Origin of the sequence: Cytobacillus sp. IB215665 (genome assembly GCF_033963835.1) — a bacterium.
Classification (GTDB): Bacteria; Bacillota; Bacilli; order Bacillales; family SM2101; genus Nanhaiella.
This window is the reverse complement of the sequence record NZ_JAXBME010000019.1, coordinates 51,430-72,919: the sequence shown is the minus strand read 5'-3', so window position 1 is coordinate 72,919 and position 21,490 is coordinate 51,430. Positions and strand designations below refer to the sequence as shown.

Here is a 21,490-nt window from a genome sequence, read left to right as displayed (position 1 = left end):
ATGTATAACATTATTGTAGTAGAAGACCAGGCAATTGTTAGGCAGGGACTTGTCATGATGATTGAACAAGAAGACCAATTTCAAGTAGTGGCTCAAGCTGGAAATGGCCATGAGGCAATTGAACAATTGGAGAAGCATTTGGTTGACGTTGTTGTAATGGATATACGAATGCCCGAAATGAATGGTCTCGAAGCTACTAGAATAATTAAACAGCGATGGCCACAAGTAAAAATATTAATATTAACTACGTTTAATGATGATGAATACGCAATGCAAGCACTAAAAGACGGTGCAAATGGCTTTATGCTAAAGACAGCTGAACCAGCGAAACTCGTTAGTGCAATACATAGTAGCTTAAACGGTGGTATGACTATACATGACGAAGTAGCTGCTAAAGTGATGCCTCGGTTATTGACAGATAGACATCGGGAAAAAATAGACATTCCATTAACAAACCGTGAGCTTGCTGTAACAAAGTTAGTAGGCGAAGGAAAAACAAATAAGGAAATTTCTCAGGAGCTACACTTGTCAATTGGCACTGTAAAAAACCATATTACGCAAATACTACAGAAACTTGATTTACGGGATCGCACACAACTTGCCATCTTTGCTGTGAAAAATGATATTACGTAAGCAGATAAAAAGGAGAAAAGTACGGTGATTAATTACAAGATTAATATGCCAATAAGTCCGCAAGATATTGCACATGTACTCCAAAGTTCTGGTATAAAGCGACCTTATGATGACCTTGATAGAATTGAGAAGATGTTTTCACATTCTAACATCGTTGTGAGTGCTTGGAATGGAGATGAGCTTGTGGGTATTGCACGTTCAATAACCGATTACTATTATTGTTGTTACTTATCTGATTTAGCTGTGTCAGCACCATTTCAACAAAGAGGAATTGGCAAAGAATTAATTGCGATCACCCAACAGTTTGTGGGTGATCAAGTGGCACTTATTTTATTATCTTCAAAACAAGCGATGGATTATTATCCTAACATTGGGTTTACAAAGCTTGATAATGCATTTAGGATTCCGAGAAAACATTGATCTAACGTAGTGTGTAGGTAGGGAGCCGACGAGGCTCTTTTTTTCGTTTCTTTCAGTAAAAGTGATGAATTGGACAGTAAAAGTAAGTTCGGACAGTAAACATATGAATACGGACAGTAAAAGAAGAGATTTGGACAGTAAACGCAAGAGTGCGGACAGTAAAAGTAAAAGTGATGAATTGGACAGTAAAAGTAGAAGTTCGGACAGTAAACATATGAATACGGACAGTAAAAGAAGAAATTCAGACAGAAAGCGCATGAGCATAGACAGTAAAAGAAGATAATTGGACAGTAAGGCGAAAATTTGCACATTTGAATAATCATGTGACTAAGGTCATGTTTATCATTCAAAGTGGTGACGACAGACAGTGTGAAATGTCAGTGAAAGACTGTACGATATAAATAGTTAGTTAGAAAGAGGAGGCGATAATATTGTTAGAAGTTGTAGAGTTGAAGAAGAAATTCAAACAAATCGTCGCTGTGGATGGAGCAAATATGTTTTTAGAGCGAGGAGAAACAATTGGTCTGCTCGGGCCAAATGGAGCAGGAAAATCTACTGCTATTTCGATGATTTCTACACTCATAGCACCTACGAGTGGTGATGTGCGCTTAAACAATACTAGTGTGTTAAAAAATCCGCAGTCGCTTAGAGAAATACTTGGAGTTGTCCCTCAAGACATCGCATTATATCCTGATTTAACTGCGAAAGAAAATCTTGAATTTTTTGGCAGTGTTCATAGATTAAAAGGATCACAGCTTAAAAAACAAGTTGAAGAAGTTCTTCAAATTATTGGACTTGAAGAGAAGAAAAAGGAATTAGTAAAAAACTTTTCAGGTGGGATGAAGCGTCGTTTAAATATCGGTGTAGCCCTTTTACATGAACCAGAAATTATCATCATGGATGAACCTACAGTAGGAATTGATCCACAATCTAGAAATTATATTTTACAGACTGTTAAACATTTAAATCAAGAAAAGCAAATGACGGTTTTATATACGAGTCACTATATGGAGGAGGTCGAATTTATTTGCGATCGAATTTATATTATGGACCAAGGAAGAATTATTGCTTCTGGTACAAAGGATGAAATCAAAAATATTTTATCAAATGAAAAAACGCTAGAAATAAAAGTTGAGAGGTTGAAGGATGACTTTATTTATTCACTTAAGAATCACCCTCTTATTAATAAACTATCAACTGAAAATCAATTAGTTACAATTATTGTAGCTAAGGAAGTGAATTTATTTAGTGAATTGTTTAGACTCGCTGAGGAAACTGATACAACGATCACTTCGGTTGAAGTAAAAGTCCCTACATTAGAAGATGTTTTTCTTCATTTAACAGGAAGAGCATTAAGGAATTGAGGTGATGAATATGTTTTGGTATTTACTCAAAAAACAATTGTTACTATTTCTTAGAAATCGGCCAGAATTGCTGTTGTTACTTGGTATGCCACTAATATTAATCACGATTTTAGGTTTTGCTTTAAGCGGTGTGATGGATGGTGATCATCTTGAAATCGATGCTAAAGTAGCACTTATTCAAATTGGAAGTGAACAGGATGAAATCAATCGTTTTATTAATGATTTAGCAGAAAAACAATTGCCGGATGAGCAAAAAGAAGTCATTACAGCAGTTGCAAGTGAACTATCACCGATTGACATTATGAAAAATGAAATATTTAGAAATGAGGAGCTTTCATCGTTCTTATCGATTGAAGAATTTGATGGGAACGAGATTGAACAGTTAAAAAGTGATGACACATATGCTGTGATCATTGAAACACCAGAAAACTTTACGTATGACATATTGAATTCAATGTTTTTTACTGCAGATACCATACCAGAGCTAAGTTTTTATGTTAATGAAGGCAAAGATATAACATCAAAAATAGTTGAAGACGTAATAATGTTTTTTCAAAATCAGCTTTCTACATTTGTTACTTTGGGAAAACAAGGTGTGATAACAGAACAAGTATATGCCAATCCAAATGATATTGAGGTCAACACGGAAACTGTGACAAAACGGGAGCCAGTTACTTCTCTCGGCTACTATGCGATAGGGATGAGTGTCATGTTCGTTCTGTATATCGCAACAACGATAGGGTCATTTGCCCATGTTGAAAAAGAGTCGCTCGTCTTTGATCGTATCATGTTAGCAAACGTATCTAGGAGGGTCTATTTTACAAGTATATTTTGTTCGGCTGTCTTACTAGCATTTTTCCAGTTATGTATATTATATGGTGTCGTCGCCCTTGTTTATCAAGTAACGTGGAGTTCATTAGGAGCATTCTTAGTTGTTACATTGTCAATATGCTTTACGACAGGTGGTCTCGCTGTGCTTATGACATCGTTAAATTATCGTTTCAAATCAGAAGAAATATCTACCTTTTTCTCTTCAGTTGGTATTCCAGTTATTGCTTTTTTAGGTGGGAGTATGATGCCTACAGCACAAATGTCTGAGTCTATGGCATTTTTCTCGAAAATCACACCTAATGGAGCAGGTATGACAGCTTATTTGAAAATATTACAAGGGTATTCTATAACAGATGTAATCCCATCATTACTCACTTTATTAATAATAGGAATTGTTCTTCTATTATGTTCAATCGTGAGCTTTCCGAAAAGGAGAGGTGCATTATGATTACGATATTAAAGACAAAATTCCGGTTGTTAATGCGAAAACCATGGGCATATATTATTATGACAGCTGTTTGTATGCTTATTGCATTGTTTATAGGTAAGGGTACTGAACAATCAATTAGCGTACCTGTATATAGTGACTTGTCAGAACAAGCAACGACTGACTTTATAAATGAGCTTAAAAAATCTGATGCATTCAGTTTTAATTTAATGAGCAAAGAAGAACTAAATGAAATAGTAGCAGAAGGAAAAGCTGAGGCGGGAGTGATTCTTAAAGAGCGAGGATTCGATCTCATTATTGCTGCAAACACAGAAAACCAAATGGTCATTAAGCAATACGTACAGCAAAAGTATATCAATCATATGCAAATACAGGCTTTAATAGTGGAAGCCGAACAACAGGATTTCAGCACTGAGCCTATAGTAGAGGCATTTAACTCATTAGAAAATAATCAAGTTTTTACGATCAATAAAGAATATTTTCATTCAAGTGATGCATTCTTATATGATGCAAATGTGCAAGGTTTGTTTGGAAGTGCCCTTTTCTTTGTTATATTTACGATTGCCATTAATGTATCAAGTATTTTACAAGAAAAAAAAGACGGGGTTTGGGATCGAATGATATTGTCACCTGTACGTAAATGGGAAATGTATGTTGGTAATCTGATGTATACATTTTTAGCAGGTTATTTCCAAGTTGTCATCATATTTCTCGTTTTTCGATACTTAACAAATATAGATTTTAATGGAGCGTTTTGGAAAGTGCTATTGCTCCTCGTACCTTACGTCTTTTCCATCGTAGCTTTATCAGTGATGTTAACAGGATTTGTAAAAAATATTCAGCATTTTAATGCATTAATCCCAATTATTTCTGTAAGTATGGCGATGATTAGTGGAGCCTATTGGCCAATTGAAATCGTTACATCTGAAGTTTTATTAGCAATCTCGAAGGTTTTACCGCTTACTTATGGAATGGAGCTCTTAAAGGGAGCAGTTATATATGATTATTCAATGAGTGATTTTATCTTTCCAATTAGTATTTTATGTTTGATGGGTGTGTTGATGATGGGTGTAGGAATTAATTTTATTGAACGAAGACAAACGTAGATAAACGTTTAATGAGTCTTTTATATGAAGATTCTTTTCGTAAGGCTCTTTACGTAAACTGTGTTGCTATAGTTCCTAAGCAAGAAGATAAAGATGTAGTATTACTCAGCAGTCAATGTTTATAGAAGAAAAGCTCCCTGAATGCTATATGTATACGTGTTTAGATCTTAAGTAACAGCTAGAAAAAAGTGTGAATAATTCGTATTGGGAGGGTTTTATTTTGAAGGGCATATTAATTATTAATGGACACCCAAATGGTAATAGTTTCTGTTCAGCGTTAGGGAAAGCCTATAAAGATGGTGCATTAGAAGGTGATAACGAAGTTCGAGAGCTTTCTCTTGCTCAGTTGAAATTTAATCCAATTCTTAAAGGGTATGGTCAAACAATGGAGTTTGAGCAAGATTTACAGAAGGCTCAGGAATTCATAAAATGGTCGGATCATATTGTATTTACGTATCCAACATGGTGGGGAACGATGCCTGCATTATTAAAAGGATTTATAGATCGGGTTTTTTCACCGGGATTTGCTTTTAAATATACTGAAGGCCCGCTTCCTGAAAAACTATTAAAAGGGAGGTCTACGAGGTTAATTGTTACAATGGATTCACCAAAATGGTATTACAATTTAGTTTATGGGAAGCCGGGACATAATGCCATGAAAAGGAGTACGCTTAAGTTTTGCGGAATTAATCCCGTTAAGGTTACAACAATCGGACCTATAAGCCAATCAACAGATGACAAAAGACAAACGTGGCTAAAAGAAATAAAACAATTAGGCATTTCATCGGCATAATTCACTAAATTTATTGTATTTGCCCCTTTACTTACAGCCAAGTGCTTAAGGTGAAGGGGCTTAATCGTTATAGTTTCTTTAGAAAGTGTAAGTAGCTTGATGCTATTCAATGGATAGCCATTGTACTCTGTTAAACTCGTAATGTAAATGAATGCTTTGGTTGTATGTTTAGAAATAATAGCATAATGGTATTGGCAATATATTTTGTATCGTAGTGAGGTGGCCATACAGAGAAATGCTCTTAGCAAATATGTTAAACTAAAAGGTAGCAAACAAAGAGAGGATTTTTTGATGAGTAAGACTGTAGTATTAGCTGAAAAGCCTTCAGTAGGCAGAGATATAGCAAGAGTATTGAAATGTAAGAAAAAAGGAAATGGATTTTTTGAAGGAGATAAATACATCGTCACATGGGCACTAGGTCATTTAGTCACATTAGCTGATCCAGAAGCATATGACGTGAAATATAAGTCATGGAAGTTAGAAGATTTACCAATGCTTCCTAACCGTGCAAAGCTCGTAGTTATTAAAAAAACGAGTAAGCAATTTAATGCTGTAAAGGCACAATTAAATAGGAAAGATGTTAAGGAAGTAGTTATTGCCACAGATGCTGGTCGAGAGGGTGAGCTTGTAGCTAGGTGGATTCTTGAAAAAGTACGTATTAATAAACCAATCAAGCGCCTTTGGATATCATCTGTTACAGATAAGGCTATTACAGAGGGCTTTCGAAAATTAAGGGATGGAAAAAGTTATGAAAACCTATATGCTTCTGCTGTAGCCCGGGCTGAAGCTGATTGGTATGTAGGTATTAATGCAACGCGTGCATTAACGACTAAATTTAATGCTCAGTTGTCTTGTGGAAGAGTGCAAACACCAACAATTGCAATGATTGCAAAAAGAGAAGAAGAAATTCGTAACTTCAATCCAAAGACATATTATGGAATTCAAGCAGTAACGAAGGATCATTTGAAACTAGTGTGGTTAGATAATAAAACAAAGGACACTAAAACATTTTCAAAAGATAAATGTGAAAACACTCTTTTAGCAGTAAAAAATAAACATGCACAAGTTGTGGATGTGAATAAAACAGCTAAAAAGAGCTATGCACCACAGCTTTATGATTTAACAGAACTACAAAGAGATGCTAATAAGCGCTTTGGGTATTCTGCGAAAGAAACGCTGTCTATAATGCAAAAGCTGTACGAGCAGCATAAATTATTAACATATCCACGTACAGATTCAAGATATATATCTACAGATATTGTGGCAACATTAAAGGATAGAGTTGATGCTTGTAGTGTTCAGCCATATGCAAAATTAGCAATGAAAATATTGAAACAACCAATTAAGTCGAAGAAATCCTTTGTTGATAATAGTAAGGTTTCTGATCACCATGCCATCATTCCAACTGAGCAATCAGCCATGTTAAGCTCACTTAGTGACAAAGAGAGAAAGATATATGATTTAGTAGTGAAACGGTTTTTAGCTGTACTATTCCCTCCATTTGAATATGAACAAACAACAATAGTTACATCAATTGCTAGTGAGCAATTTATTGCCAAAGGGAAGCGTATTATAAACCAAGGGTGGAAAGAGGTTTATGAAAATCAATTTGATGACGAAGTAAACGATGTTATTTCTGAACAAACGTTACCTAGCATTTCAAAAGGAGATGTATTGCAAATAACAGCAGTTTCTCAAACAACAGGAGAAACGAAACCTCCTGAATCGTTCACTGAAGCTAGCTTATTGTCTGCAATGGAAAATCCTAAAAACTATATGAAAAAGAACGATAAACAATTAATAAATACAATTGGAAAAACTGGTGGACTTGGTACGGTAGCTACAAGAGCAGATATTATTGAAAAACTATTTAATAGCTTTTTAATAGAAAAAAGAGGGAAAAGTATCTTTATTACTTCCAAAGGGAAACAACTGCTTGACCTAGTTCCTGAGGATTTAAAATCACCGGAACTTACAGCAGAATGGGAACAAAAACTAGAGGCTATTTCAAAAGGATCACTCCAAAAAACAGCATTTATAAATGAAATGAAACATTACGCAAAGGATGTTGTTCATAAGATAAAAAATAGTGACAAGAAATTTAAGCACGATAATATAACAGGAAAAAAATGCCCTGATTGTGGAAAACCAATGCTAGAAGTAAACGGTAAGAAAGGGAAGATGCTTGTTTGTCAAGATCGTGAATGTGGTCATCGGAAAAATGTTTCAAAAGTAACGAATGCACGGTGCCCGAACTGCCGAAAAAAACTAGAGCTACGTGGAGAAGGAGAAGGACAAATTTTTGTCTGTAGCTGTGGTCATCGTGAAAAACTATCTACTTTTAATGAACGTAGAAAAAGCTCGAAAAATAAAAATGTTTCGAAACGAGAAGTATCGAACTATTTAAAGAAACAAGATAAACAAAGTGATGATTTGAAAAACCCTGCCTTAGCTGAAGCGTTAGCAAAGTTAAAATTAAATAAGTGAACACGACGGAGCTTATAAGATATAATAAGAATATAAAGAATTATTACACAAAGGAGGGATAAAGTATGGATATTGTATCAATCATTGCCGAAGATAAAATAAAAAGGGCATATAGCGACGGGGATTTTAATCACCTTCCGGGTAAGGGAAAGCCCCTAGTCTTAGAAGATTTATCACATATACCAGAACACCTCCGTATGAGCTATAAATTGTTAAAAAATGCTGGAATGATGCAGGAAGCAGATGAATTAAAGAAAGAAATGATGACAATCGAACAGTTGATTGCATCAACTCAAAATGAAGACGAAAAAATCAAATTAACAAATAGGTTAAACGAAAAAATGATTCGTTTTAATCAACTGATGGAAAAAAGAACAGTGTCTTCGAATTCCTCTGCCTTTAAACAATATCAGCAACAACTTCATAACAAGCTTTGGTAAGTCATTCTACTAAGTGATTAGAGCTAAAAAATATATACAACGTTTCTGTAGAATCGTATGTTTATTACTAGGACAAGTAACAGGTTACTTGTCCTTTTTGTGTTCTCGATTATAGCCATAACGAAAACGATTTAGTAAAAAATAAACAACAAAGAAGATGTAAATTATAAAATGTGAACAATTTAAGAAAACGATTCCATTGCTTTCATATCAATCCTTTTGAGGGTATGTATATCTAAAATAATGTGACCTAATACAAAATTTCCTTACTTAAAAGGAGCGAAAACATTTCTTACAATATATGTAGAGAGAACACATCGAGTATAAGAGGTGGTGAACATATGGATGCAAAAATTGACCAAGCTTCTGAGGAAGTCATTATCACCAGTACAAAAAAAGAAAAAGTAAAAAAAGTATCCAGAACAATAATTTCACAAAAATATTTACAAGTCATGGCTCTTCTCGGAGTCGTATGGATGTTTATATTTAATTACATCCCTATGTATGGGGCTATTATAGCTTTTAAAGAGTACAGTATTATTAAATCGATTGCAGAAGCGCCTTGGGTCGGCTTAATGCATTTCAAGGAATTTTTGCAAGATGAGGAATTTGTAAATGTACTGAAAAACACACTTGGAATTAGTTTAATTAAACTATTTATTGGTTTTCCATTACCGATTATTTTCGCACTATTATTAAATGAGCTAACGTCATTAAAATTCAAAAAAGCAGTTCAAACAATTACCTATTTACCTCACTTTCTTTCGTGGGTTGTGTTAGGCGGAATTGTCACAACATGGTTAGCTGATATCGGATTTATTAATGATATTCTACTAGGTTTAGGAATCGTCGATGAGCGAGTAAGTTATTTAGCTGATCCGAAATACTTTTGGGGAATTGTTATCACATCCGATATATGGAAAGAGCTAGGTTGGTCAGCGATAATTTATTTAGCAGCAATCGCAGGTGTCTCTCCTGAGCTATACGAATCGGCAAGAATTGATGGGGCAGGTCGCTTGCAAAGAATGTGGCACGTAACTTTACCATCGATTCGTCCAACAATTACAATCTTATTTATCCTAGCTGTCAGTGGTGTGTTAAATTCAAACTTTGATCAAATCTTAATATTACGTAATCAATTAAATGAAAGCGCTAGTAATGTTATAGACATATACGTTTATTCAACGGGTATCCAAAATGGTCGTTTCTCCTATGCAGCAGCAATTGGGTTATTTAAAGCAGTCATCGCCTTCATATTGTTGTTAGGTGCAAACAAGATTACTAAAAAACTAGACGGAACAACGTTATTCTAGGAGGTGACTGACTTATGTTAAAGCTATTTAAATTGAATCGAAGAACAAAAAGCGAATATATCTTTGATACTTTTAACTTATTATTAATGCTGTTCATATGTTTTATCACCATTTACCCAATTTGGTATGTTATCGTAAATTCTTTAAATGATGGTGTCGATGCGATGCAAGGAGGAATTTACTGGTGGCCACGAGAATTTACGCTAGAAAACTATGCAGCAGTATTTTCTAACCAGGGTATCGTTACATCATTTGGAGTTACAATTGCCAAGACAGTCATCGGAACAATTGCACATGTGTTTTTTACCGCTATGGTAGCGTATGCTTTTTCGAGAAAAGATTTAACTGGTAGAAAGATATACATGTTTATCGGTGTTGTTACGATGTTCTTTAACGGAGGTTTAATCCCTTACTTCCTATTAATAAGAGATATTGGCTTATTTGATAATTTTCTCGTATACATTATCCCGACACTGTTTAATTTCTTCCACCTTATTATTTTCGTCTCTTTCTTTAGGCAATTACCACCGTCACTAGAGGAAGCAGCAAAAATGGATGGCGCCAATGATTTTATGATATTTATTAAAGTCATTATTCCGTTGTCAATGCCTGTTATTGCGACGATAGCCTTATTCCAAGGTGTTTATCAATGGAATGACTACTTTGCAGGGGTAATATTTGTTAATAATCCTGATTTACAACCGATACAGACGTATTTATATAGGGTAGTAGCTGAATCCAGTTCTAATCAGATGCTAGCTAATGCGCCTGGAGGCATAACAACAAGAACTGTTACATCACAATCTATTAAACTAGCAACGATGGTCGTTACGACATTGCCTATCGTCCTAGTATATCCATTCCTACAAAAATACTTTGTTAAAGGAATGTTAATTGGATCAGTAAAAGGGTAATATGATTTTGTTTTGAATATCTTTTTACTTAAAAAAGATATTTAAATATATTGGACTCTGAATGGTACTGAGTACTTAATAGAAAGAGGAATGGATGTTATGATAGAATAAATTGTTCCTCTTTCTTTATGAAAGTATTTAACTAACGAGTATCATAAACAGATTCTAACTTATAAAAGGAAAAGAAAGGGGTTTATTATGAAAAGAGTATTTTCTTTAAAGGGCTTATCATTATTATTAGTGTTAGCACTATTTCTTTCCATTATTGCAGGATGTGGAAGTAAGGAAACAAATGAAACCGCTTCCCAGAAAGACGAAGGAGAAAAAACGACAAGAACTGCTGATGAACCTGCATGGCAGGCTGATACATCTCCGATAGAGTTTGATTGGTATGTAAACTTCTCATGGTTTGCTCATAAATGGGGAGAAGATGCTATCTCAAAATATGTAACAGATAAAACTGGAGTATCGATTAACTTCCAATCGCCAGCAGGTAATGAAATTGAAAAAATGAATACGATGATTGCTTCTGGAAAAATACCTGACTTTATTACAATTGGTTGGTGGGAAGATGCAGTCAAGCAAATGATTGAGGGAGAATTAGTACTTCCATTAAATGAGCTAGCTGACCAATACGATCCTTACTTCTTTAAAGTAGCTGATGGTGCGAAGCTTGAATGGTATAAACAAGAAGATGGAAACGTTTACGGCTATCCGAACGCATCATCTTCACCGAAAGACTTTGAAAAATATAGTGAGTTTAAATCATCAAACCAAACGTTCTTAGTTAGAAAAGATATGTATGAAGCAATTGGTAGCCCTGACATGAGCACTCCAGAAGGATTCATAAATGCTCTTGAAGCAGCAAAAGAGAAATTTCCTGAAGTGAATGGCGCACCTTTAATTCCACTTGGACTAAATGAGTTTACTGATGTAGGTAACTCTTCATTAGAAGATTATTTACAAAATTTCTTAGCGATACCATGGGAAAAAGATGGTAAAGTGTATGATCGTAGATTAGATTCTGAATATTTATCTTGGTTAAAAACGTTAAGAGAAGCAAATGAGAAGGGTTTAATTGCGGATGATATTTTTATCGATAAACGTCCACAAATGGAAGAAAAAATAGCACAAGGTAGATATTTTGCGATGCTTTATCAACGTAGTGATATGGCTGCACAACAGCAAGCATTATATGCTCAAGATCCTAACAGCGTATATATAGCTGTAGACGGACCAGCTAACTCAAACGGTGATGAACCAACCCTTGCTGGAGACAGTATCTCTGGATGGACAATAACGTTAATTTCTAAAGAAGTAGAAGATAAGGAGAGAGCGATTGCCTTCTTGAGCTATTTAATTAGTGAAGAAGGTCAAAAAGATACTTTCCTCGGTATAGAAGGTGAAACATATGAGGTTGTTGACGGAAAACCTCAGTTCACGGCTGATGTTCAAGAGTTATTAGATGCTGACCGTGCTAAATTTGACTTAGAAATTGGAGCATCTCATAAGTATTGGATGTTAATGGATACAAACATGACTCTTCCATGGATGCCACCATCTGTAGAACCATTCAAACAGATGGAAGATTGGACGAAGGGTAAAACGACAAGTTTCGCCGAATTCGATGGTTATAACCCAACAGGAACATCTGAAGAAGGTGTTGCGGCTCTAAAAATTGCTCAAGAGTGGGGAAAAGTTTTACCAAAACTAATAATAGCTGAATCAGACAAAGAATTCGATAAGATTTTTGACGAATTCCTTGAAAAACGTGATAAGTTTGGTCAGGAAAAAATTGATAAATATCGCCAAGATATATATGAAAAAAATAAGGCGAAAATAGATGCTTCAAAATAATAATAAAAGAGTAAAAAAGCTGCTTACGAAGGAATTATCCTTTGAAAGCATTTTTTTTTATTTCTTTTAGACAGGGGGGAGTGTCGTGGTCTTTTGTTATACCGTTACATGATGGTAAGCTCTTTTAAAACAAAAGGTTCTTTCCGAAAATAAAATAGAAGATAAAGATGTCGTTTTACTCAACAGACATCGTTTTCGCAACGATATCTAGTTGTTTACTTGTTCTAAAGCAACAATTTATGCGTAAACGATGATTTAAGAATTATTCTACAAAGCAAAATTGTCATTTTCACTTGAAGCTATGAGTCAATATTTATATTGTATTTTTAGAAGTCGAGAGCCAGCTATATAAGCTTATTCTTAGTATGAAGATATCTTTTTTAAATTTGTTTAGCCATCTTCAATTATTTAAACCATGTTGCCCATGAAAATCTATATAATAATGCTTTCATTGTTGTTGCCTTCTATGTCACTTACTAGTCGAAGAAAGTAAATTCCACATGCCTATAGGTGGAACGAGCTGAAAATTATGGTAGATTTTCATTTCTAATGAAGTTGTCACACTTTTTTATATTAAAATCTTATATAATATAATTAACTATCATTTTATGGGATGTGTAACAGATGAAAATTTTCAGGAAAATAGCATCCTATCGGTTAAATCACCGTTCATTATCATTACAAACAAAATTAATTATACTCTATATAGTTATTATTATGGTCCCAGTTATCGCATTTACGCTATATTATACTGAACAAATCTCTAACAGTGCAATTAGAGACGCAACAAAAAAGCAAGAGTATTTACTAGAATTAGAGAAAATTAATATTATGAACCATATTGAAACGATGAGAAGAACAGCGCAAATTGTCATTTCAGATCGTGATTTTCTTGATTTTATTAAAAAAAACCATGACAGTAATACGACTGATTTACTTTATTTTAAGTCGAATGTGTATTCAAATATTATTAAGTTACAATTTAATAACCCTAATATTAATGATATTCGTATATATACAGCTAACCCTAATATAAAGGAAATGTGGCCAGTTATATTTGATGAAAGTCGTATAAACAATAAGCCATGGTTTGAGGAAGTAATGAATCGAAATGGCATAGAGCTTTGGTGGTTCGATAATGACAACGTTGACATTCTTAATCGCTCGCTCAACATTAGTGATGCGAAAATTTCTGTTTTAAGAGAATTGGAATACCCTAAAGGTGAGCACTTAGCGATTATTGAAATTAGTATGCTGCAAGAGAATTTTTTTCCGAAAATGTTTAGTAATGTGAACGAAAATGAGTCTGCAATTGTTGTATTTGATCAAAACTTGAAACTAGTTCATAATCCTTTTAATCCGTTTATTCAAGAGAATAATTTGAATATTAATGAATTGAGAGAGAAGTTCGTTGGAACTGATAATCAGTTAACTTCATCCTTTCAATTTATGAATAATGAAAAACGATTCCTCGCAGTGTCGACATATATGGATGAGTTAAACAGTTACATGTTAAGTATTACATCTCTTGAAAGTATATATTCTGAAACAGCTAAAACGAGAAATCTAGTATTAAGTGGTATTATCCTTTTAGTAATTATTTTGTCTATTATCACGTATAAATTAATTTCTTATTTATTGAAAAATATGTATTTGCTTATAGATTCGATGAAAAAAGTTGAAAAGGGAAATTTTGAAGTGGATGTTACAGTAGATGAACGTAGTGAATTTGGAGAGCTTGCTAACCATTTCCGTAATATGCTAGGAAAAATTAATAGTTTAATTGCAGATGCAGTTAACAAACAAGCTATTACAAAAGAAGCGGAATTAAGGTCATTAAAAACTCAAATAGATGCCCATTTTCTCTATAATACGTTAGAAAATATTAAGATGATGTCTGAAATTGAAGGCAATTACGAAGTATCTGATGCTGTCACATCATTAGGTGATATTATGCGCTATAACTTAAAATGGAAGAACGATTTTGTAAGTTTGTCTGAAGAGTTAAGCCATATTCAAAACTATGTTGATATTATGAACTTACGTCTAGATAATCGTCTTACATTAACACTGACGATCCCACAAGAATTGAAAGAACATGAAGTGTTAAAAATGTCCTTACAGCCTATCGTTGAAAATTCGATCAAACATGGAATTTCACCGATCATATATAACAAACAAGGAATCATTGATATAAGAGCTTCGGTTGAAATGAAAAATATTTATATTGAAATAACGGACAATGGGATAGGTATGACGCAAGAAGAAGTTGCTGAGTTGCATGAGAAGATAAGCTTATCATCGTCACGCACAGAAGAATCTGAAAATGGAAGCGGTATCGGTCTTAGAAATGTACATGAGAGAATTAAAATACATTATGGAAACGAATACGGGATGTCAATTCAAAGTGTGAAAGGGCAGCATACAAAAGTAATGATTAAAATACCGTGTTAACTCATCTGGGAGGTAACTGCAATGTATAAGTTATTAATAGTAGATGACGAAAAAAATATTAGATTAGGTATTCAAGCGATGATCAAGAGGGAATTCTCTAATTTCATCGATACGATGGTTGCTGCTGACGGAGTAGAAGCATTAGAATTGATTCGTGAAAATAGCATAGACATATTGATTACAGATATAAAAATGCCTCGGATGGATGGTGTTGCACTCATAAAAGAGCTTCATACGAGTGAAGAGAAGCCAATCCTATTTATTTTAAGTGGCTATGATGATTTTGAATATACGAAAGCAGCGATTAAATGTAAAGTTAGAGACTATTTATTAAAACCAGTAAATCGTAAAGAATTGTTCGAAGCATTGCAACTTACAATTGATGAACTAGCTACAAATCGCTTAGCTTTACATCAACATTTAGATGATTTTCGGACGAGCCAATTAAATTACATTTTATTAAATCCAAATATAAAAGAGGAACAAGTTCAGCACATTTGTACAAAAATGAACATTAATGTTTTTCCGAATGGTTTTTATGTAGGTGTGATTGAACAAGATCGCATAATAAAAGGAGAAGACTTTCTTCAACATATAAGAAATCAAATCACAACATATCGAAAAAATGATGCTGATGATATTTTTTGTTTTTTAGATAAGGACGGTCATACGGTAGTTATAACAGGAAGTGAGAGTATATTTACTTTTATAAAAGATCAATTTAAGAAAGAAAAATATCCTTCATTTTCTATTGGTGTAAGTGAGAAGAGAGCAGAGATTAAGCACTTGAAGAAATCCTATCTTGAAGCTTGCTATGCTGTGAAATATCAGTTTTTATTTCCTCAAAGGCAAGTAATTTCGTATAAAGAAATAAAAAATAGGAAAGAAAATATTGCGCCACCTATTGAAGCAATTAATAAAATATCGAATATGTTAGGGACAGAGAGAGAAAAAGAAATTAAAACACTTCTTTTTGCTGTTCTTGATTACGAAAAAATATCAAAATATGATATTAGTTACATGGAAACGATAGGTAAAAAGTTGAATACTCTTGTTTTCGAGAAATCTTTTGCAAAACTTGGGGAAGAATCTATTGAGAATTTTCAGCTCGTTCACAAAGTTGCAGATATATACAATTTTAACGATTTCCATCAGTATTTTCATGCGATTGAAGATTTGACGATGCGTTTACATGAATATATTAAACAAGTTAAATCTGTTTATTCTGAACAAAAGTATATGGATAAGGCACTCAAATATATTGAAGATAATTTTCATAAGGATTTAAATTTGGCGGTAGTTTCGAATTATATCTCTTTAAATTATTCATACTTCAGCCATGTTTTTAAAGAATACACAGGGCTTAACTTTGTAGATTATTTAAAAAAGGTACGTATTCGCAGAGCGAAGTTACTATTGGTAGATACTGGAGAAAAGGTTTATGAAATTAGTAAACAAGTAGGTTATAAAAATCCAAAACAATTTACACGAGTTTTCCGTGAAATTGAAGGCATATCACCAAAGGAATATCGTGAAAAAATAAAATAAAATGAATTGACTTCTAAATATTCCTTAAAAATCATTATGTATACAGTGATTAACTGAACAAAATAGTTCGTTATTTCTTATATTTATTATAGGTTTATAGCTCTCCCTAAAATTTTGTAACCGAATACAAAATTATATATCTAAAGATGTGCTTATAGCAAAGGTAAAATAATGATGAGAAATAAAAATGATTGTTGAAGGAAAAGGAATTTTTCCTACGTTTAGTAAGCATGCGCAAAATGGAGGTCAATGATATTTTGTGCTATGAGGACAAGTAATTTTAATAACATTAATAGAGGTGTTAATTATGGAAAAATACAAATTTGATAATGAAGGCTATTTTGTCATTCAAGATTACGATAACGCAAAAAACTTTTCAAGCTTCTTACCTGGGGTAGCAGGTCTGTACGGTGTTCCAATGTGGGCATTTTATGTAAATCGTGGCCAAGCTATGGTGTCTTTTGGTGTTCAAGATAAAAACCATGCGATTACAGAATTTTTTCCGGCAAACCAAGCATACCAACGCGTATCAATGAATGGTTTTCGTACATTTATTAAGGTTAAAAGTGAAGCTGGTGAATCTATCATTGAGCCGTTCTCTTCCTACGGGGGTTCGAATGGTAAAGGTAGGAGCATGAAAATAAAAGAAAATGAATTAAAGATTGAAGAGATTGACGAAGTAAGTGGAATTAAAACGGTAGTCACTTATTTCACGCTTCCAAATGAAAACTTTGGTGCATTAATTCGTAAAGTTGAGATTGAGAATATTTCTGACAAAGCAGTGCAAATGGAGGTTCTTGATGGCCTTCCAGCAATTATTCCATTTGGAATAGATGATGCAGCTTATAAAGCAGTTGGTAATACACTAAAAAGCTGGATGGATGTATTTAATCTCGAGAATAACATCCCATATTATCGTGTACGATCATCAACTAATGATACTGCAGAAGTTGAAGAAATTACAAAGGGTCATTTTTATTTAAGTTTTGTAAATGATGGTGAGCTGTTATCCCCTATTGTAGATGGAGATTTAATCTTCGGTCACAATAGTTCAATGTCATATCCTAATATGTTTGAACAGTATACTGTTTCGCAATTAGTGGATAAGACTCCAATTACAAGCAACAAAGTGCCGTGTGGATTTTCTGCATTTGAGGCGTCGTTGCAAACGAATGAAAACGTTGTCTTAAATACAATTATTGGTCATGTGAACGACATAGAAATTGTTAATAACAAAAAAGATGAGATTGTTACTTCCCAATTTATTAATTTAAAATATGAAGAAGCAAAAACGATCGTTAATGATATTACAGAAGATGTTACGACTAAAACTGCTTATCCGTTATTTGATGCATACAGCAAGCAAAGCTATTTAGACAATATTTTACGTGGAGGATACCCGATTACACTTGGAACTGATCAAAATCCATTTGTTTACTACGTGTACTCTCGTAAGCATGGAGATTTAGAACGAGACTATAACTTTTTCTCCCTTGCACCAGAATTTTTCTCGCAAGGAAACGGGAATTTTCGTGATGTGAATCAAAATAGAAGAAATGATGTATTCTTCCATCCAGAGGTTGGGGATTACAATATTAAGCTATTTATGAGCCTTGTCCAAGCTGATGGTTACAACCCATTAGTAGTAAAAGGTGCAAGCTTTGAGCTAGTTGATAACACTGATATGGAGTGGCTAAGCGAGTTGTTTAGTTCTTTAGAAGATAGTCAATTTATGAAGCAAAAGCTAAATAAGACGTTCACACCAGGCGATGTTTTACAAACAATTGTAGATAAACAACTTTCCCTATCAATTTCTCTAGATGAATTTTTAACAGTCATACTTTCTAAAAGTAAACAAAACATTGAAGCTGAATTTGGTGAAGGTTATTGGATGGATCACTGGACGTACAACCTTGATTTAATAGAAAACTATTTAAAAATATTCCCAGAAAATAAAGCTTCCTTACTGTTTAAAGACCAATCATATAAATATTTTTATAGCCCTGTGTTCGTCAAGCCAAGGTCTGAAAAGTACGTACTTGCGAACGATAAAGTTCGACAGTATGGAGCGATACTTGAAGAAGAGCAAGCCTTAAGTGGGAATTGGTTAACAACGAAAAGTGGAGAAGAATATACAACAAACTTGTTTGTGAAATTATTTAATTTGAGCCTCGTGAAATTTGCTACATTAGACCCATACGGTATGGGAGTTGAGATGGAGGCTAACAAGCCAGGTTGGAATGATTCAATGAACGGCTTGCCAGGGCTTTTTGGATCTGGTATGAGTGAGACATTTGAATTGAAACGACTGCTTCAATTTGTGAAGGTTGCTGCTGCAACATCTGAAGAGAGCTCGATTTTACTTCCAGTTGAAGTGCATAAATTATTCGAAAGCGTGAACAAGGTAATAAATGAGTCTATAACAAATTCTGTAGATGATTATCATTATTGGAATGCTGTTACATCTGCACGCGAACAGTATCGAGAAGCTATTCGCTCAGGCTTCAGTGGGGAAGAAGCAGCTGTTTCTTTAGCTACAATAGAGGAAATGGTCACGATTTATTTAACTAAAATACACAAGGGGATCACTAAAGCAAAAGAGCTTGGAAATGGTCTCGTACCAACATATTTCTACTTTGAGGCAGAACAATATGTTGAGAGAACGGCAGCTGATGGATCATTAATTCTGAATGACAAAGGTCAACAGCTAGTAGAAGTAACGTCATTTACGGTTCACACATTACCACATTTCTTAGAAGGTCCTGCAAGAGCATTAAAGAGTATGACAAAACAAGAAGCATCAGACACTTATACAAAAGTGAAGGCTTCTGACATGTTTGACCGTGACTTGAAAATGTACAAAACATCAAGTTCACTTGAAGATGAAACATTCGAAATTGGTCGTTCTAGAGCATTTACTCCTGGTTGGCTAGAACGTGAATCTATCTTTATGCATATGGAGTTCAAGTATATATTGAGTGCATTAAAAGCAGGTCTATATGATGAGTTTTTCGAGGATTTAAGAACTGCCTTGCCACCATTTATGAATCCTGAAGTGTATGGAAGAAGTGTACTAGAGCATTCATCATTTATTGCTAGTAGCTGTAATCCAGATCCAACTGTACACGGACAAGGTTTTGTAGCGAGATTAAGTGGAACAACAGCTGAATATTTAACGATGTGGCAAATGATGATGACAGGTAAAACATTATTTACTGTCGAGGAAGGGCAACTGATGTTAACGCTACAGCCTATACTTCCAGAATGGCTATTTGATAATAATAATCAAGTTGAATTTACTTTCTTAGGGAAGACAAAAGTTACTTATCATAACCCGAATCGCAAGGATACATTTGGTGAGAACGGTGCAAAAATAACAAAGTATGTGTTACACAGTGATAGCTCATCTGTCGAAGTACAAGGTGAGAAGGTGGAAGAGCAATATGCACTGCTAATCCGTGAAGGAAATATTAACAAAATAGACGTCCATTTAAACTAGAGGTGTAAATACTATGCAAATGAAAGTCATACAAACAGCAAAGAACAGTAACGAGCGTTTTGAAGATAAAGGAACAGTAGAGCTTTTAGCTGGTCAACCGAAGTCTAATAATGTCCTAACGATTGACAAAGGCACAAAATATCAAAAAATCATTGGATTCGGAGGAGCCTTTACAGAGGCTGCTGCTTATACATTGTCCCAAATTCCAGAAGAAGAACGTAGGAGCATCATTGAAAGCTATTTTCATCCTGAGAAGGGTTTAGGGTACTCACTTGGAAGAACACATATCCATAGCTGTGATTTTGCACTTGAGAACTATACGTATGTAGAAGAAAATGATAAAGAATTGACAACATTTTCAATTGATCGTGAGCATAAATATGTTCTTCCATTAATTAAGGATGCTATTAATTCAAGAGGTGAAGAGTTGACAATACTATCTTCACCTTGGAGTCCACCAGCGTGGATGAAAACAAATAATGACATGAATCATGGGGGCAAATTAAAAGAAGAATACTACAAAACATGGGCTCTTTATTACACAAAATATATTAAAGCAATGGAAGAAGAAGGTATTAACATTTGGGGTATTACTGTCCAAAATGAACCAGAAGCTACTCAGGTTTGGGATTCATGTCGTTATACTGCTGAGGAAGAAAGAGATTTTGTAAAGAATTATCTAGGTCCTACAATGGAAGAAGAAGGTCTAGGGCACAAAAAGATTGTCATTTGGGATCATAACAGGGATATTGCATATGAACGTGCAAAAACAATTCTTTCAGATTCTGGTGCTGCAAATTATATTTGGGGAACAGGCATCCATTGGTATGTCTCAGAGGAATTTGAAAACTTATCAAAAATTCATGATGATTTTCCTGATAAGCATCTTATTTTTACAGAAGGATGTATCGAAGGTGGCGTACAGCTTGGTGCATGGCATACAGGGGAACGTTATGCTCGTAACATGATTGGTGATTTTAATAATTGGCTTGAAGGCTGGCTTGACTGGAATATCGTGCTAAATGAACAAGGTGGGCCAAATCATGTAGGTAATTATTGTGATGCACCTATTATCGTTAATACGAAAACAGGTGAAGTCCATTATAATAGCTCATATTATTATATTGGTCATTTCAGTAAATACGTTAAGCCAAATGCAACACGAATTGGACATGAATTAAATAATGATTCACTACAAACAGTTGCATTTCAAAATGAAGACGGTTCAATTGCAGTAGTTATGATGAACGCTACTGACAAAGATGAAAAAATTAGTATTGTATTAGATGGTAAACATTCAGAGCTAGTATTACCAGAGCATTCAATTACAACAATACTTATATAAACAACTGGGGCTATCATATAGAGTTAATAATAAAACGG

16 protein-coding genes are annotated in these 21,490 nt (G+C 34.2%); all 16 read left to right on the top strand.

The genetic code is table 11. The annotated features are described in order from the left end of the window. A complete protein-coding gene (locus SLH52_RS19145; RefSeq protein ID WP_320210851.1) occupies positions 1-633 on the top strand; it encodes a response regulator transcription factor in 633 nt (210 codons plus the stop codon). Between the two features lie 24 nt (positions 634-657). Further along, positions 658-1,053, top strand: a complete 396-nt coding sequence (locus tag SLH52_RS19140) for a GNAT family N-acetyltransferase (RefSeq protein WP_320210850.1) — start codon at positions 658-660, stop codon at positions 1,051-1,053. A gap of 64 nt (positions 1,054-1,117) precedes the next feature. Beyond that, positions 1,118-1,336 (top strand): hypothetical protein, encoded by a 219-nt coding sequence (locus tag SLH52_RS19135; RefSeq protein ID WP_320210849.1) that lies wholly within the window; start codon positions 1,118-1,120, stop codon positions 1,334-1,336. Between the two features lie 148 nt (positions 1,337-1,484). Further along, the gene (locus SLH52_RS19130; RefSeq protein ID WP_320210848.1) at positions 1,485-2,417 is read left to right on the top strand and encodes an ABC transporter ATP-binding protein; all 933 of its coding nucleotides are present in this window, start codon (positions 1,485-1,487) and stop codon (positions 2,415-2,417) included. A 4-nt stretch (positions 2,418-2,421) separates the two neighbouring features. Continuing rightward, positions 2,422-3,696 carry an ABC transporter permease gene (locus SLH52_RS19125; RefSeq protein WP_320210847.1) on the top strand — a complete coding sequence of 425 codons (1,275 nt, stop codon included), beginning with the start codon at positions 2,422-2,424 and terminating at the stop codon, positions 3,694-3,696. After that, positions 3,693-4,802 carry an ABC transporter permease gene (locus tag SLH52_RS19120; protein ID WP_320210846.1) on the top strand — a complete coding sequence of 370 codons (1,110 nt, stop codon included), beginning with the start codon at positions 3,693-3,695 and terminating at the stop codon, positions 4,800-4,802. Before SLH52_RS19125 ends, SLH52_RS19120 begins: the two co-directional genes overlap by 4 nt. A gap of 217 nt (positions 4,803-5,019) precedes the next feature. Then, positions 5,020-5,595 carry an NAD(P)H-dependent oxidoreductase gene (locus tag SLH52_RS19115; protein WP_320210874.1) on the top strand — a complete coding sequence of 192 codons (576 nt, stop codon included), beginning with the start codon at positions 5,020-5,022 and terminating at the stop codon, positions 5,593-5,595. A gap of 291 nt (positions 5,596-5,886) precedes the next feature. Beyond that, a complete protein-coding gene (locus tag SLH52_RS19110; RefSeq protein WP_320210845.1) occupies positions 5,887-8,082 on the top strand; it encodes a DNA topoisomerase III in 2,196 nt (731 codons plus the stop codon). Positions 8,083-8,147: 65 nt separating this feature from the next. Continuing rightward, entirely contained in the window at positions 8,148-8,522 is a 375-nt protein-coding gene (locus SLH52_RS19105) for a DUF1992 domain-containing protein (RefSeq protein WP_320210844.1), read from the top strand. Between the two features lie 341 nt (positions 8,523-8,863). After that, on the top strand, positions 8,864-9,835 hold the full coding sequence (locus SLH52_RS19100) for an ABC transporter permease (protein WP_320210843.1): 972 nt from the start codon (positions 8,864-8,866) through the stop codon (positions 9,833-9,835). 14 nt (positions 9,836-9,849) lie between these two features. After that, positions 9,850-10,749 carry a carbohydrate ABC transporter permease gene (locus SLH52_RS19095; RefSeq protein WP_320210842.1) on the top strand — a complete coding sequence of 300 codons (900 nt, stop codon included), beginning with the start codon at positions 9,850-9,852 and terminating at the stop codon, positions 10,747-10,749. 198 nt (positions 10,750-10,947) lie between these two features. Then, the gene (locus SLH52_RS19090) at positions 10,948-12,606 is read left to right on the top strand and encodes an extracellular solute-binding protein (protein ID WP_320210841.1); all 1,659 of its coding nucleotides are present in this window, start codon (positions 10,948-10,950) and stop codon (positions 12,604-12,606) included. Positions 12,607-13,230: 624 nt separating this feature from the next. After that, complete coding sequence (locus SLH52_RS19085) at positions 13,231-15,060, top strand: histidine kinase (protein ID WP_320210840.1); 1,830 nt, start codon at positions 13,231-13,233, stop codon at positions 15,058-15,060. Positions 15,061-15,081: 21 nt separating this feature from the next. Further along, entirely contained in the window at positions 15,082-16,608 is a 1,527-nt protein-coding gene (locus SLH52_RS19080; protein ID WP_320210839.1) for a response regulator, read from the top strand. 307 nt (positions 16,609-16,915) lie between these two features. Beyond that, positions 16,916-20,107, top strand: a complete 3,192-nt coding sequence (locus tag SLH52_RS19075) for a cellobiose phosphorylase (protein ID WP_320210838.1) — start codon at positions 16,916-16,918, stop codon at positions 20,105-20,107. A gap of 13 nt (positions 20,108-20,120) precedes the next feature. After that, complete coding sequence (locus SLH52_RS19070) at positions 20,121-21,452, top strand: glycoside hydrolase family 30 protein (protein ID WP_320210837.1); 1,332 nt, start codon at positions 20,121-20,123, stop codon at positions 21,450-21,452. Positions 21,453-21,490: the final 38 nt, after the last annotated feature.

Excerpts from the sequence above, each read along its gene's own strand:
- SLH52_RS19145 (WP_320210851.1), top strand. The coding sequence starts at position 1 with ATGTATAACATTATTGTAGTAGAAGACCAGGCAATTGTTAGGCAGGGA.
- SLH52_RS19135 (WP_320210849.1), top strand. The coding sequence starts at position 1,118 with ATGAATTGGACAGTAAAAGTAAGTTCGGACAGTAAACATATGAATACG.
- SLH52_RS19125 (WP_320210847.1), top strand. The coding sequence starts at position 2,422 with ATGAATATGTTTTGGTATTTACTCAAAAAACAATTGTTACTATTTCTT.
- SLH52_RS19120 (WP_320210846.1), top strand. The coding sequence starts at position 3,693 with ATGATTACGATATTAAAGACAAAATTCCGGTTGTTAATGCGAAAACCA.
- SLH52_RS19110 (WP_320210845.1), top strand. The coding sequence starts at position 5,887 with ATGAGTAAGACTGTAGTATTAGCTGAAAAGCCTTCAGTAGGCAGAGAT.
- SLH52_RS19105 (WP_320210844.1), top strand. The coding sequence starts at position 8,148 with ATGGATATTGTATCAATCATTGCCGAAGATAAAATAAAAAGGGCATAT.
- SLH52_RS19100 (WP_320210843.1), top strand. The coding sequence starts at position 8,864 with ATGGATGCAAAAATTGACCAAGCTTCTGAGGAAGTCATTATCACCAGT.
- SLH52_RS19095 (WP_320210842.1), top strand. The coding sequence starts at position 9,850 with ATGTTAAAGCTATTTAAATTGAATCGAAGAACAAAAAGCGAATATATC.
- SLH52_RS19090 (WP_320210841.1), top strand. The coding sequence starts at position 10,948 with ATGAAAAGAGTATTTTCTTTAAAGGGCTTATCATTATTATTAGTGTTA.
- SLH52_RS19085 (WP_320210840.1), top strand. The coding sequence starts at position 13,231 with ATGAAAATTTTCAGGAAAATAGCATCCTATCGGTTAAATCACCGTTCA.
- SLH52_RS19080 (WP_320210839.1), top strand. The coding sequence starts at position 15,082 with ATGTATAAGTTATTAATAGTAGATGACGAAAAAAATATTAGATTAGGT.
- SLH52_RS19075 (WP_320210838.1), top strand. The coding sequence starts at position 16,916 with ATGGAAAAATACAAATTTGATAATGAAGGCTATTTTGTCATTCAAGAT.
- SLH52_RS19070 (WP_320210837.1), top strand. The coding sequence starts at position 20,121 with ATGCAAATGAAAGTCATACAAACAGCAAAGAACAGTAACGAGCGTTTT.